The organism is Pseudonocardia sp. UM4_GMWB1 (genome assembly GCF_017312155.1).
Lineage (GTDB): Bacteria > Actinomycetota > Actinomycetes > Mycobacteriales > Pseudonocardiaceae > Pseudonocardia > Pseudonocardia alni.
In genome coordinates, this window is the sequence record NZ_QJPN01000001.1 from 798,652 (window position 1) to 812,340 (window position 13,689).

13 protein-coding genes are annotated in these 13,689 nt (G+C 74.4%); 4 read left to right on the plus strand and 9 right to left on the minus strand.

Annotated features, from left to right (window positions below):
* Nucleotides 1–19: 19 nt before the first annotated feature.
* Together DMP15_RS03990 and DMP15_RS03995 are read right to left on the minus strand one after the other, a co-directional pair.
* Entirely contained in the window at nucleotides 20–298 is a 279-nt protein-coding gene (locus DMP15_RS03990) for a hypothetical protein (protein WP_062398562.1), read from the minus strand.
* A 553-nt stretch (nucleotides 299–851) separates the two neighbouring features.
* Nucleotides 852–1,715, minus strand: coding sequence for an NmrA family NAD(P)-binding protein (locus DMP15_RS03995; protein WP_073576124.1), 864 nt, complete (start codon nucleotides 1,713–1,715; stop codon nucleotides 852–854).
* A 134-nt stretch (nucleotides 1,716–1,849) separates the two neighbouring features.
* Between DMP15_RS03995 and DMP15_RS04000 the strand changes: the two genes are divergently transcribed.
* Nucleotides 1,850–2,857 (plus strand): cupin domain-containing protein, encoded by a 1,008-nt coding sequence (locus DMP15_RS04000; RefSeq protein ID WP_083658715.1) that lies wholly within the window; start codon nucleotides 1,850–1,852, stop codon nucleotides 2,855–2,857.
* Nucleotides 2,858–3,229: 372 nt separating this feature from the next.
* On the opposite strand, the gene sigJ is transcribed toward DMP15_RS04000, so the two are convergent.
* Complete coding sequence (gene sigJ, locus DMP15_RS04005) at nucleotides 3,230–4,096, minus strand: RNA polymerase sigma factor SigJ (protein ID WP_073575955.1); 867 nt, start codon at nucleotides 4,094–4,096, stop codon at nucleotides 3,230–3,232.
* Nucleotide 4,097: 1 nt separating this feature from the next.
* Nucleotides 4,098–5,144 carry an FAD-dependent oxidoreductase gene (locus DMP15_RS04010; RefSeq protein ID WP_073575954.1) on the minus strand — a complete coding sequence of 349 codons (1,047 nt, stop codon included), beginning with the start codon at nucleotides 5,142–5,144 and terminating at the stop codon, nucleotides 4,098–4,100.
* A 107-nt stretch (nucleotides 5,145–5,251) separates the two neighbouring features.
* Between DMP15_RS04010 and DMP15_RS04015 the strand changes: the two genes are divergently transcribed.
* Both DMP15_RS04015 and DMP15_RS04020 read left to right on the plus strand, forming a co-directional pair.
* The gene (locus DMP15_RS04015) at nucleotides 5,252–5,989 is read left to right on the plus strand and encodes an SDR family oxidoreductase (protein WP_073575953.1); all 738 of its coding nucleotides are present in this window, start codon (nucleotides 5,252–5,254) and stop codon (nucleotides 5,987–5,989) included.
* Between the two features lie 68 nt (nucleotides 5,990–6,057).
* Complete coding sequence (locus DMP15_RS04020; RefSeq protein WP_224401208.1) at nucleotides 6,058–6,585, plus strand: bifunctional nuclease family protein; 528 nt, start codon at nucleotides 6,058–6,060, stop codon at nucleotides 6,583–6,585.
* Here the strand turns inward: DMP15_RS04020 and DMP15_RS04025 are convergent.
* The 5 genes from DMP15_RS04025 to DMP15_RS04045 all read right to left on the minus strand — a co-directional run bounded on the left by DMP15_RS04025 (nucleotide 6,582) and on the right by DMP15_RS04045 (nucleotide 13,279).
* Complete coding sequence (locus DMP15_RS04025) at nucleotides 6,582–8,438, minus strand: ABC transporter ATP-binding protein (RefSeq protein WP_337825468.1); 1,857 nt, start codon at nucleotides 8,436–8,438, stop codon at nucleotides 6,582–6,584. The two genes, DMP15_RS04020 and DMP15_RS04025, sit on opposite strands and share 4 nt — an antisense overlap.
* Before the next feature lie 48 nt (nucleotides 8,439–8,486).
* Nucleotides 8,487–9,722 (minus strand): multidrug effflux MFS transporter, encoded by a 1,236-nt coding sequence (locus DMP15_RS04030; RefSeq protein ID WP_073576819.1) that lies wholly within the window; start codon nucleotides 9,720–9,722, stop codon nucleotides 8,487–8,489.
* 102 nt (nucleotides 9,723–9,824) lie between these two features.
* Complete coding sequence (locus DMP15_RS04035) at nucleotides 9,825–12,146, minus strand: FdhF/YdeP family oxidoreductase (RefSeq protein ID WP_083658826.1); 2,322 nt, start codon at nucleotides 12,144–12,146, stop codon at nucleotides 9,825–9,827.
* Between the two features lie 126 nt (nucleotides 12,147–12,272).
* On the minus strand, nucleotides 12,273–12,755 hold the full coding sequence (locus DMP15_RS04040; protein WP_073576936.1) for a carboxymuconolactone decarboxylase family protein: 483 nt from the start codon (nucleotides 12,753–12,755) through the stop codon (nucleotides 12,273–12,275).
* A gap of 53 nt (nucleotides 12,756–12,808) precedes the next feature.
* Nucleotides 12,809–13,279 (minus strand): RrF2 family transcriptional regulator, encoded by a 471-nt coding sequence (locus tag DMP15_RS04045; protein WP_073576818.1) that lies wholly within the window; start codon nucleotides 13,277–13,279, stop codon nucleotides 12,809–12,811.
* 199 nt (nucleotides 13,280–13,478) lie between these two features.
* On the opposite strand from DMP15_RS04045, the gene DMP15_RS04050 reads away from it, so the two are divergent.
* On the plus strand, nucleotides 13,479–13,664 hold the full coding sequence (locus DMP15_RS04050; RefSeq protein ID WP_073576817.1) for a hypothetical protein: 186 nt from the start codon (nucleotides 13,479–13,481) through the stop codon (nucleotides 13,662–13,664).
* Nucleotides 13,665–13,689: the final 25 nt, after the last annotated feature.

A 13,689-nucleotide genomic window follows, 5' to 3' on the forward strand; every position in this document is an offset into this window, starting at 1 on the left:
TGTGGACAACTCCGGTGGATCACCGACGACGGGTGCGCCGGATCGTCGGTGAGTCCATCGTGTCGCCGGCCATCTCCCGGGCGATCCGCACGACGTGCGCGCGGACGTCCGGGGGCTGGTCGGCGATCCGCATCGCCAGCATCTCCAGCACCGAGGCCAGCCCGAACGCGATCTCGGGGCGGCTGAGCCCGGCGTAGCGCGCCTGCACGGCCTCGTGCCGCAGCGCGGCCGCGGCGGCGAGCACCGTCTCGCGGTCGGTGCGCAGGGCGGCCAGCCGCCGTCGTTCGTGGGTGTTCATGCTCCCCCGGTCGTCGCTGCGGAGCCGTCGCGGGCGACGGCCGGTCCGCACCCGGGGGAGCGGGCGCGGCGACCAGCGTGCCCCGCCCGCCCCGGCAGGCGCCAGGCGGGTCCCCGAGATGTCGCACACACGTTCGACTCAGAGCAGCAGCAGGACCACACCGAGTGCCGAGAACGCCCCCCCGGAGGTGGTTCGCGACGCTCCACCGCGGGGCGAACGCGGCCCAGTCGCCGTCGCGTTCCAGGGCGTTGTTGAGCGGGATGTTCACCGCGGCGGTCACGGCGAAGCCGGCCAGCACCGCGACCCCGCCCGCGATCCGCAGGGGCTGCCCGCCGAGCGCCCCGGCCACCGTCACCGCGCCGGCGAGCAGTGCGGTGCCGGCGAACAGTCCCGAACACCGGGTTCACGATCACCCGGTTCACCCCGCGCATCACCGTGACCGCCTCCGCGGCGGGGCGACGACGCAGGGCGGGGAGCACTGCGACCGAGAACGCCAGGTAGACCCCGCCGAGCAGGCCCGCCCCGGTGAGAGCGGCTCCGTCGAGGACGCCGGTCATCCCGCCACCCCCGCCGCCCACTCCTCGACGGTCAGCACGCCGTCGGCGGCGCCCCGCGGGCCGTGCGCCCGGACCCGGCCCTCGTTGAACGCCCGGTTCATCGCGACGTGCAGCCGCGCCCCGTCGGCGGACAGTCCGGCCCCGCGCAGCAGCCGCTCCATCTCCCCGTCGGGGACGCGCACGTAGGCCAGGTCCGGCAGGCCCAACGCGGGCCCGAGCGCGGCGACGACGTCGGGCACCGTCCGGTCCGCCGCACCCTGCACCTCCACGACGTCCGGTGCGTCCGGGTCGAGCAGGGCCGCGGCGGCGGCCCGGCCGACGTCGCGGGTGGCGGCCATCGGCAGCGCGACGTCCGGGTCGACCGAGTCGGCGTGCACCCCGTGCGCCCGCATGGCGTCGGCCGACCACAGGAACGATTCCAGGAACAGGCCCGGCCGGACCCGGGTGACGTACGCGTCGAGCGTCGCCAGCCGGGCCTCCTGGTCGTGCAGGCTGCCCAGGTACCCGGTCGCGGCAAGGCCGGGGCCGCCCGGGACCTCCGCCCCGAGCGAGCTCAGCGCGACGACCCGGGTCACGGCCGCGTCCCGCAGCGCGGCGACGACCGACTCCCCGAGCCGAGCCTGGTGGGCGGCGTGGTCGGGTGCGGTGACGTCGAACGGCAGCAGGACGAACGCGGCGGCCGCGCCGTCGAACGCCCGGCGCAGGAACGCCCGGTCGCCCAGGTCGCCGGGCCACGGCCGCACCCCCGGCGCGGCGACGGCCGGGCGGCGCGCGACGGCGCGGACGTCCACCCCGGCCGCGGTCAGCTCCCGGACGACCTGCGATCCCACGTTCCCGGTCGCACCCAGCACGGTGATCATGTCGAACCCCTCTCGTCGGTGTCCGTCCACGATCACCGCCATCGGCCGGACGCAGAATGGCTGTGGATCCACAACTGGTGCTTATTCGTCCACAGGTGGGGATGAGCTGTGGACGGACTGTCATGCTGTGCACCGTGTCCACCGCGCCGCCGTTCCCGGCCGCCGACCCGCTCGGGGAGGCGCTGCACGTGCTGCGGATGGACGGCGTCTTCTACTGCCGCTCCGAGCTCGGCGAGCCGTGGGGGATGACGCTGCCGCCGACGCCGGGCTGCCTCTGGTTCCACGTCGTCACCTCCGGCGGGTGCCGGCTCACCGTCGACGGCGCCGGCGGCCGGGACGGGGCCGGGGACGGAGCCGACCGCGAGCTGCGCCCCGGCGAGCTCGTCGTCGTGCCGCGGGGGACCGGGCACGCGCTGCGCAGTGCGCCCGGTGTGTCCGCCCCGGACATCCGGTCGATCCCGCACCCGATGCTCGACGGGCGCTACGCCCTGCTCCGGCACGGCGGCGAGGGTCCGGTGACCCGGATGGTGTGCGGCGCGGTCCGGTTCTCCCACCCCGCCGCGGGCGACCTCGTCGCGAGCCTGCCCGACCTCGTCCGGGTCGAGCCGTCGCCGATCGGGGACCGGGTGCAGGACACGCTGCGGCTGCTGGCCGCGGAGGTCGAGCACGGCGGCCCCGGCAGTGACGCGGTGATCACCCGGCTGGCCGACGTGCTGGTCCTGCAGGCGGTGCGCGGCCGGCTGCAGGCCGACGCGGCCACCCGTACCGGCTGGCTCGGCGCGCTCGCCGACGACCGGATCGGCCGCGCGCTCGCCGCGGTGCACCGCGAGCCGGAGCGGGACTGGACCGTCGCCGCGCTCGCCGCGACGGCGGCCATGTCGCGGTCGGCGTTCTCCGCCCGGTTCACCGAGCTCGTCGGCGAGTCCGCGATGGGCTACGTGACCCGGTGGCGGATGCACGCCGCCGCCGAGTTCCTGTCAGGGGGGAGTGGGACGGTGGCACAGGCGGCCCACCGGTTCGGTTACCGGTCCGAGGCGGCGTTCGCACGGGCCTTCTCGCGGGTCGTCGGGGAGCCCGCCGGACGGGTGCGCCGGCACGGGCTCGCGGGCACGGCCGACGCCCTCGCCGCCTTCCGAAGCTGACTCCGGGCCCTCGCACACACGTTCGACACAGGGCTGCTACGCTGCGACGACGCGACCGGGAGAGGAGTAGCGCATCAGGTCGATCGTCCCGTATCCGGATCTCTCGCGACCGTTCTAGACGGCGGTATGCGACGGCATGCTCGTGTGTCGATGCTGTCGTATGACGGTGTCTAGTGTGCGTGCGAGAAAGCGGTACAGAGGCGGATCGACGATCGATGTACTCGTCTGCGCTTCTCTCGGAGCGATCCGAGACAGGGCTAGAGGGTGCTACGCGCGCCTGCTCGCTCGGGTGGTCTGCGCTTCTCTAGCGTGCGCGCGAGACGGCCGGAGAGAGCCCGAGGCGCCGTCGGCCTGCGCCCCGGGCCCGGGTGTTCACAGGTGGGCGAGCTTCTCCGGGTTGCGCACCGCGTAGACCGCGGTGACCAGGTCGGCCCCGTCCACCTCGGACACCTCGACGAGCACGACGCTGTCGACGCCGTCCGGCCCGCGCACCACCACCGCGGGGAGCCCGTTGAACTCCGCGGCGCCGGTCAGCGCGCCCGGCAGCGGCCGCGCCGCCAGCCCGACGAGGAACCGGGCGACCTTCTCCGCCCCGCGGATCGGGCGCCGGGCCGCCGACACCGCGCCGCCACCGTCGGCGAGCGAGACGACCTCGGGGGCCAGCAACGCGGTCAGCGCCGCGACGTCGCCGCCCAGCGCCGCCCCGACGAACGCCTCCGCCACCCGCCGGGCCCGGTCCGGGGGCACGGTGAAGCGCGGCCGGCGGGCCCGCACGTGCTCGCGCGCCCGGTGCGCGATCTGCCGGACCGTGGAGACCGGGCGCCCGGTCGCGGCGGCGATCTCGTCGTAGCCGGTGCCGAAGGCCTCCCGCAGCACGAACACCGCACGCTCCTCCGGGGCGAGGGTCTCCAGCACGAGCAGCATCGCGACGGTCACGTCATCGGTGCGCAGGGCGCGGTCGGCGGCGCCGTCGTCGCCGGTCGGCAGCGGGTCGGGTAGCCACGGTCCGGGGTAGGTCTCCCGGGCCCGGGCGACGGTGCGCAGCCGGTTCAGCGCCTGCCGCGACACCACCCGCGCCAGGTACGCCCGCGGATTCCCCACCTCGTCGTGCGCCGTGGCCGACCAGCGCAGCCAGCTGTCCTGCAGCACGTCCTCGGCATCGGCGACGCTCCCGAGGATCTCGTAGGCGACGGCGAACAGCAGGCCGCGGTGGCGGTCGAACTCGGCGAGCGGGTCCACCTCAGGCCACCCGCCCCCGGGCCCGGCGCAGCGCGTAGCGGCACACCTGCTCCTTCACCACGGCCGCCGCGCCGCCGCCGAGCGCGACCGGCCGGGGCACGTCGTGGCGGTCCACGAGCTGGATCAGCGCGGCGTCCGGCCCGAGCGCCAGGCACTGCGCGGCGTAGGACACCGAGGCCGCCGGTGCGGGGCGTCCGCGCAGGCCCGCGAGCACGGTGCGCGCCGCGGCGACCCCGAGCGGGAGGGCGGCCTGGCAGCTCGCGCGGACCAGCCCGACCTCCGGTGGGGCGGCGACGGCGTCGCCCGCGCCGACGATCCGGGCGTCGCCGGTGCAGGTGAGCGTGGCGTCGGTGCGCAGGCGGCCGTCGTCGTCGACGGGCAGGCCGGAGTCCCGGGCCAGCCCCGGGACCGCGGGCGTCGTGGTCCACACGACCAGGCCGGCGCCGAGCGCGGCCGGGTCGGTCACCGTGACGCCCTCGCCGACCTCCACCCCCAGCGACGCCAGCCGGGCGCGGACCCGGTCCCGGCTGCGGGCGGGCAGCTCCGCGGCGACCGGGCCCGCGGACAGCAGCCGCACGCGCAGGCCGGGCCGGGCGGCGGCGAGCTCGGTGGCCGTCTCCAGCCCGGTCAGCCCCGCCCCGACGACGGCGACGACCGCCCCGTCGGGCAGGGCCGCGGCGGCGTCGTGCACCCGGCGGGCGCTCTCCAGGGTGTCCACCCGCAGCGCGCCGTCCGGGGCCGTCCCCGCCCCGCTGCCGACCGCGTACACGAGCCGATCGAACCGCAGCACGTCGCCGTCGTCGAGGGTCGCCGTGCCGTCCCCGATCCGGGTGACCCGCGCCGCGCGGGTGCGGACCCGCCGGTGCAGGACCTCGCGCAGCGGGACCGTCGCCGCCCCGGTGCCCGCGGCGAGCCGGTGCAGCCGCACCCGCTCGACGAACTCCTCCCGCGGGTCGACGACCGTGACCGCCGCCCCGCCTGCCGCGATCCGGTTCGCCGCCGCGACCCCCGCGTACCCCGCTCCGACCACCAGCACCGTCGCGTCCATGTCGCTCTCCTCCCGTGTGTGCGCTGTCGGGATACCGACACCGCACGGGGCCAGCCGCGTGACGATCTGTGTCCGGGGTCACGGACGGCGCGTGGCAGGGTGGGCCCATGAGCGGTGTGGCGGTGGTGACCGGGGCCGGGTCGGGCATCGGCGAGGCGGTGACCCGCGGCCTGCTCGACGCCGGCTGGCGGGTCGCACTGGCCGGGCGCCGGCGCGAGCCCCTGACCAGGGCCGCGGCGGGACGCGACGGGACGCTCACCGTCCCCACCGACGTCACCGATCCCAGGTCGGTCGACGCCCTGTTCGCCGCGGTGCACGAGCGCTGGGGCCGGGTCGACCTGCTGGTCAACAACGCCGGCACGTTCGGCGCGGGCGGCACCGTCGACGAGATCTCCGTCGAGGACTGGGACGCGGCCGTCGCGGTCAACCTCACCGGCTCGTTCCTCTGCGCCCGCGCCGCGTTCGCGGCGATGCGCCACCAGGACCCGCAGGGCGGGCGGATCATCAACAACGGCTCGATCTCCGCGCACGTCCCCCGGCCGGGCAGCGCGCCCTACACCGCCACCAAGCACGCGATCACCGGGCTGACCAAGTCGCTCTCGCTCGACGGCCGCGGGTTCGGCATCGCCTGCGGTCAGATCGACATCGGCAACGCCGCCACCGAGATGACCGCGGGCATCGCGACCGGCGCGAGGCAGGCCGACGGTTCGATGCGTCCGGAGGCCACCTTCGACGTCCGGCACGTCGCCGACGCCGTCGTCTACATGGCCGGGCTGCCGCCGGAGGCGAACGTGCAGTTCCTGACCGTCGCGGCGACGACGATGCCCTGGCTCGCCCGGGGCTGAGGGGGCGTCTCTTTCTGAGACTTCCGTCACCTGCCGTCACGGGGGACACTGTGCGAATGACTCGGAGGATGCACGTCCTTCGCCTGATCGTGCATGCCCGGTCACGCCAGCCGGTGCTGCTGCTCGGCGAGGCCGACGGCGACCGCTGCGTACCGGTGTTCCTACGGCCGCCGCAGGCCGAGGTCATCGCCGTGGGCCCGCGCGACGACGAGGGCACCCCGCTCACCCAGGACGTGCTGCTCCCGGTCGTGGAGGCGCTGGGCCGCACCCTGGAGCAGGTCGAGATCTCCGACCTCGTCGACGGTGTCTACACCGCCGAGCTGGTCTTCGACGGCGGCACCCGGCTGGCCGTGCGCCCGTCGGACGCATTGTCGCTGGCCGTCCGGGAGGGGTTGCCGATCGGGATGGCCGAGCACGTGCTCGACGAGGTCGGCCAGGCCGTCGACGACGTCCTGCCCCCCGACGGCGACGACACCACCGGCGCCGCCGCGCAGGCCCGCGCGGCCACCGCCGGCCCGGCGGACGTCCCGCCGGAGCAGCAGATGCAGGAGTTCCGCGAGTTCATCGACGAGGTGTCGCCGGAGGACTTCCGCTAGGCCGCGGCCGGCGCCCCGGCCCACAGCTCGGCGTAGCGCCCGCCCCGGGCCAGCAGCCCGGTGTGGTCCCCGCGCTCGACGATCCGGCCCTGTTCGAGCACGAGGATCTCGTCGGCGTGGCGGACGGTGGACAGCCGGTGTGCGATGACGAGTGCGGTCCGCCCGTCCAGCGCCTCGGCCAGCGCCGCCTGCACCGCGGCCTCCGAGGTGGTGTCCAGGCTGGCCGTGGCCTCGTCCAGGACCACGATCCGCGGCCGGGCCAGCAGCACCCGCGCGATCGTCATCCGCTGGCGCTCCCCGCCGGACAGCCGGTACCCCCGCTCCCCGACGACGGTCGCGAGCCCGTCCGGCAGGGCCGCCACCAGGCCGTCGAGCCGGGCCCGGCGCAGCGCCGCCCACAGCTCGGCGTCCGTGGCCTCCGGTGCCCCGATCCGCAGATTCGCCGCCACCGTGTCGTGCAGCAGGTGCCCGTCCTGGGTCACGAACCCGACCGCGCGGTGCACCGAGGCGGTCGTCAGCTCGCGCACGTCCACCCCGCCGATCCGGACCGCGCCGTCGCCGACGTCGTAGAGCCGGGCGAGCAGCTGGGCGACCGTGGACTTCCCGGCCCCCGACGACCCGACGACCGCCACCACGGCGCCGGGCGGGGCGCTGAACGACACCTCGTGCAGCACCTGCTCCCCGCCGCGGGTGTCGAGCGTCGCCACCTCCTCCAGCGACGCCAGCGACACCTGCTCGGCGGTCGGGTAGGCGAACGACACCCGGTCGAACTCGACGCCGACCGGCCCGTCGGGCACCGGGCACGCCCCCGGGGCGTCGGTGATCATCGGCTCCAGGTCGAGGACCTCGAGCACCCGCTCGAAGCTGACCAGCACCGTCATGATCTCCATCCGGGCGCCGGCCAGCGCGGTCAGCGGCTGGTAGAGCCGGGTCAGCAGCAGCGCGAGCGCCACGACGTTCCCCGCCGACAGCGCCCCGGCCAGCGCGAACCCGCCCCCGACCCCGTAGACGACGGCGACGGCCAGCGACGACGCGAGCGTCAGCGCCGTCACGAACGTCCACTGCAGCATCGCCGATCGCACCCCGATCGCGCGGACCCGGTCGGCCCGCTCGGCGAACTCCGCGGACTCGCGCTCCGGGCGGCCGAACAGCGTGATCAGGGTGGCGCCGGGCGCGGAGAACCGTTCGGTCATCCGGGTGCTCATCGCCGCGTTGTGGTCCGCGGCCGCCCGCTCCAGTGCGGCGAGCCGCCGCCCCATCAGCCGGGCCGGGACCAGGAACGCCGGCAGCAGCAGCGTCACCAGCAGGGTCACCGGCCAGGAGATCACCAGCATCGCGGCGAGGGTCAGCACCAGTACGACGACGTTGGACACCACTCCGGCGAGGGTGTCGGAGAACGCCCGCTGCGCCCCGAGCACGTCGGAGTTCAGCCGCGACACCAGGGCGCCGGTGCGGGTGCGGGTGAAGAACGCGACCGGCATCCGCTGCACGTGGTCGAACACGGTGGTCCGGAGCTGGTGGATCAGGCTCTCGCCGAGGTTCGCCGAGTACCAGCGGGTCAGCATCGACAGCGCCGCCTCGACCAGCGCGACGGCCGCCATCAGCCCGGCCAGCAGCGCGAGCACCGAGAGCCGCTCGCCGCGGGTCACCGCGTCGGTGGCCCGCCCGGCCAGCAGCGGCACCGCCACCGTCAGCACGGCGGCGACGGTGCTCACGGCGAGGAACGCCGCGATCCGCCGCCGGTGCGGCCGGGCGAAGTCCAGGATCCGGTGGGCCGTCTCCCCGGCCGGGCGGGTGCGCCTGCCGGGCTCGGTGCTCGCGTTGCGCAGGGCCGTCCAGGTGCTCGCGTCCATGGTGCCCGACGCTATGACCTGAAGCTGACTTCAGGTCAAACACAGCCCTCACGCGGCCGCGAGCTCGGGCTCCTCGTTCAGGTCCGGCAGCGTCCACGGCCGTGCGACGGCGACCAGCGCGATCCCGGCGAGCGCGATCGCGCCGAACATGGCGGTGCCCATCGCGGCCGCGTCGTTGCCGAGCAGTCCGACCACGGGCGAGGTCGCGGCGCCGATCCCGAACTGCAGCGACCCCAGCAGCGCCGACGCCGTCCCGGCGGACTCGCCGTGCCGGGCCAGGGCCAGCGCGGGCGCGTTCGGCAGGACGAAGCCACAGGCCAGCAGCAGTGCCCACACCCCGGCGAGCACGGCGGGCAGGCCGCCGGTGCCGGTCACGGTGAGCACGGCCAGCACGAGCCCGACGAGCACCCCGGCGGCGACGGCGGTCGACATCACCTGGCGGGGCTCGAAGCGGCGCAGCACCACCGGGTTGAGCTGGGTGCCGACGACCAGCCAGATCGCGCCGGCGCCGAAGGCGATGCCGAACGTCTGCTGGTCCATCCCGAACTGCTGCTGGTAGACGTACGCGGCGCCGGAGACATAGCTGAACAGCGCGCCCATCGCGAGCCCGGCGACGAGCACCAGCCCGACGAAGGTCCGGTCGCCCAGCAGCCCGCCATAGGTCCGCAGGGTGGGGCCGAACCGGGCCGACCGGCGTCGGGAGACCGGGAGGGTCTCGGGCAGCCCCGAGGTGACCACGGCCAGCATGACCAGGCCGTAGCCGGCCAGGAACAGGAAGACCCCGCGCCAGGAGACCCAGTTGAGCAGGGCGGCGCCGAGAGTCGGGGCGAGCACCGGGAAGGCGCCCATCACCAGGATCAGCCGCGAGAGCATGGTCGCCGCGGCCCGGCCGGTGAACAGGTCGCGCACCACGGCGAGGCCGATCACCGCGCCCGCCGAGGCGCCGACGCCCTGCAGCACCCGCAGCACCGCCAGCACCTCGATGCTCGGGGCGAGGGCGACCAGCGCGGAGGCCAGCACGTGCACGGCGGTGCCGGCGAGCAGGAGCCTGCGACGGCCGTAGGCGTCGGACAGCGGGCCGATCACCAGCTGGCCGAGCGCGAGACCGGCGAGTGTGCCGGTCAGCGTCAGCTGCACGACCGGCTCGGACGCGGCGAGGTCGCGTCCGACGTCCGGCAGCGCGGGCAGGTAGGTGTCGATCGTCAGTGGACCGAGCGCGATCAACGCGCCCAGGATCAGCGCGATCCGTAACCGGCTCGGCGCGGTGACTGCAGTGGTGGTCACTCGGACGTCCCCCCCTCGTGTGGCCGAACGGTGCAACCTCACGAGGGGTGACGCCGATTCCGTCCGGAGATCACCGGACGGGTGAGCGCGCTCACACGTCGATCACCGGGTGGCGGGCTCCAGCCGGACCTGCACCCACTTCGAGGTCGGGCAGCGCGAGCCGTCCGCGTACGACTCGAGCGGGATCAGCGGGTTCGTCTCCGGGTAGTACGCGGCGATGCAGCCCTTCGGCGTCGAGTACGACACCAGCCGGAAGTCGTCCGCGCGCCGCTCGCTGCCGTCGGTCCACTCGCTGACCAGATTCACCCGGTCGCCGTCGGCGAAGCCCAGCTCACGCAGGTCGGCGTCGGAGATGAACACGACCCGGCGGCCGGAGTGGATGCCGCGGTAGCGGTCGTCCAGGCCGTAGATCGTGGTGTTGAACTGGTCGTGGCTACGCAGGCTCTGCAGGACCAGGCGCCCCTCGGGGAGCGTCAGCACCTCCAGTGGGCTGACGGTGAACTCCGCCTTGCCCGACGCCGTCGGGAAGGTGCGGCTGTCCCGCGGCGGGTGGGCGAGGGTGAACCCGCCGGAGCGGGCGACCTTCTCGGTGTAGGCCTCACAGCCCGGGACGACCCGGCCGATCCGGTCGCGGATGCGGTCGTAGTCGGCCGCGAACTCGGCCCACGGGACGAGGTGGTCCGCGCCGAGGGTGGCCCGCGCGATCCCGCACAGGATGTCGACCTCGGAACGCAGCAGCTCACCGGCCGGCTCGGAGCGGCCGTGCGAGGCGTGCACCGCCGACATCGAGTCCTCGACGGTGACCCGCTGGGCCCGGCCGCCGGTCAGGTCCTTCTCGGTGCGGCCCAGCGCGGGCAGGATCAGCGCGTCGGTCCCGGCGACGACGTGCGACCGGTTCAGCTTGGTCGAGATCTGGACGGTCAGCGCGCAGCGCTCCAGCGCCGGCTCGGTGACGCCGGTGTCCGACATCGCCTGGGAGAAGTTGCCGCCCAGGCCGACGAACACGCTCGCCCGCCCGTCGGCCATCGCCTGCACGGCCGCGACCGAGTCGTGGCCGTGCTCGCGGGGCGGCTCGAAGCCGAACTCGTCGCGGATCGCGTCGAGGAAGCTGTCCGCGACCCGCTCCCAGATGCCCATCGTGCGGTCGCCCTGCACGTTCGAGTGGCCACGGACCGGGCACAGGCCCGCGCCCGGCTTGCCGATCATGCCCTGGAGCAGGGCGACGTTCACCATCTCCTTGATGGTGGCGACGGCGTTGCGGTGCTGGGTGATGCCCATCGCCCAGCAGTTCACGATCCGCTTCGAGGTCGCGAGCATCTCCGCGGCCTTCTCGATCTCGCCCCAGGTGAGCCCGGTCGCGGCGACGACGGCGTCGCGGTCCAGGTCCTTCACGTGCGCGGCGTAGGCCTCGAAGCCGTTCGTGTGCCGCTCGATGAAGTCGCGGTCCAGCACGTTGCCCGGGTTGCGGTCCTCGGCGGCGAGCAGGAGGTGCCCGAACGCCTGCCACAGCGCGAGGTCGCCGTTGCTGCGGATCTGCAGGAACTCGTCGGCCAGGTGGGTGCCGATGCCGGACATGCCGCGCGGGGTCTGCGGGTTGTCGAACTTGAACAGCCCGGCCTCGGGCAGCGGGTTGACCGCGAGGATCCGCGCGCCGTTCTTCTTGGCCGTCTCCAGCGCCGACAGCATGCGCGGGTGGTTGGTGCCCGGGTTCTGTCCGGAGATGACGATCAGGTCGGCGTCGTGCAGATCCTGCAGCGAGACCGACCCCTTGCCGACGCCGATCGCCTCGGCCAGGCCGACCGAGGTCGACTCGTGGCACATGTTGGAGCAGTCGGGCAGGTTGTTCGTGCCGTAGGCGCGGGCGAACAGCTGGTAGACGAACGCGGCCTCGTTCGAGGCCCGGCCGGAGGTGTAGAACAGCGCCTCGTCCGGGCTCGACAGGGCGCGCAGGTGGGTCCCGACCAGGTCGAACGCGTCGTCCCACGAGATGGGCTCGTAGTGCGTGCCGCCGGCCCGGCGGACCATCGGGTGGGTCAGCCTGCCCTGGCTCTCCAGCCAGTGCGCGCTGCGGTCACGCAGGTCGGCGATGGAGTGCTCGGCGAAGAACTCCGGGGTGACCCGGCGGCGGTCGCCCTCCCAGGACACGGCCTTCGCGCCGTTCTCGCAGAACTCGGCGGTGTGCCGCTCGCCCGGGGCCGGGTCCGGCCAGGCACAGCTCATGCAGTCGAAGCCGTCGACCTGGTTCATCGTGAGCAGGTTCTTGGCGGTCTTCACCACGCCCTGTTCGGCGAGGGAGCGCTTCATGGAGATCGCAACAGCCTTCGCCCCGGCGGCGGAGGTCTTCCGCTCCGAGACGCGCAGATCGGACTCCTCGGTGTCGACCGGGGGGTGGATCGGGGCGCTGTTGACCGGGGTGGGGGACACGGGCACCTCATCTGGAACACGACGACGGCGGAACGGGGCAGATCACCCACGCGTACGGGGCACGGGAACGATGTTGCCCCAGCGTGCGACGCCGTGCCCAGCCGGTCCGCCGTTGCGCGGGGAAGGTCACGGACGTCCCGCGGCCGCAGCGCGCCGGTGGCTTCCCGCGATCTGCCGGGTGGCGACGCTGATCCGGTTCCAGGCGTTGATCGTCGCGACCGTGGTGACCAGCAGGGTCAGGGCCCGCTCGTCGAACACCGCGGCGGCCTCGTCCCACACCGCGTCCGGGACGGCATCGGGTCGGTCGGCCAGCCGGGTCACCTCCTCGGTGAGGGCCAGCGCGGCCCGCTCCTGGCGGGTGAACCACGGGGCCTCCCGCCAGGCGGCCACGGAGAACAGGCGCTCGACGGCCTCGCCGGAGTCCAGTGCGTCGTGCGAGTGCATGTCCACGCAGAAGCCGCAGCCGTTGATCTGCGACGCCCGCAGTCGTACGAGCTCCTGCACGGTGCGGGGGAGGACGGCGTCGTCGCGGGTGGAGGCCTCCAGCGCCGTCAGGGCGCGGTAGCCGTCCGGGACGTGGCGGTAGGGCCGGGAGATGCGCGGTTCCATGACGGTCCCCTTCGGGTCGGTGGCGTTCGTGGACGGTGTCGTGGGTGGTGCGATCACGGTGCGAGCGCGGCCCGGACGTGCTGCGGCGCGTCCGGGGCGGTGCGGACGACGTCCGCGGCGACCTCGGCGAGCGAGCGGCCGGCCAGCTCGCGGCGCCAGGCGAGCTCGGCCGAGCGCATGGACAGCGAGATCGCGCAGTGGCCGGAGTAGTCGAGCGACGGGTCCCCGCCCGGCGCCGCGCCGAGGATCGAGGTGCAGCGGAACGCGTCCTCCGGTCCCTCGACCGCGACGACGACGTCGAGCAGGGACACCTCGTCCGCGGGCCGGGCGAGCCGGAACCCGCCCCGTGGGCCGGGCACGGACTCGCACACCCCGGCCCGGACCAAGGCCTGGAGCTGCTTGTTGAGGTACGCGGGCGGGAGGTCGTAGAACCCGGCGAGCCGGGCGCCGGGGACGGCGTCGCCGACCCAGGCCAGGTTCAGGCAGCAGTGCAGCGCCCACTCGACGCCCTGTCCCATCCGCATGATCTGGACACTAAATATCCAGGATATTTGTTGTCCAGGTTTTACTGGTGATCACCGTCTCCGTCGTTGTGTCCGACAGATGACGGCACACGTATCGATGTAAGCGGTCGGTTACAGGTACCGCCGGAACCTGGAAATCGGAGGCTCCGGTCTCCCACCCTCGGGGCGTACGGAAGCTCCCCCGAAGGAAGGGACCACCATGGACAAGCGTCGTATCGCCGGTCTGGCCACCGCGGCCGTGGCCGCCCCGCTGGTGATGCTGGGTCTCACCGGTACCGCCAACGCCGCCGAGATCACCCCGATCGCCGAGGTCGTCGACGGCACCGTCGCCGACCTGTCGTCGACCATCGGTGCGGTCGTCGACGCCCTGGGCTTCGAGGCCTGACCCACGCCCGACGACGGACGGCCGG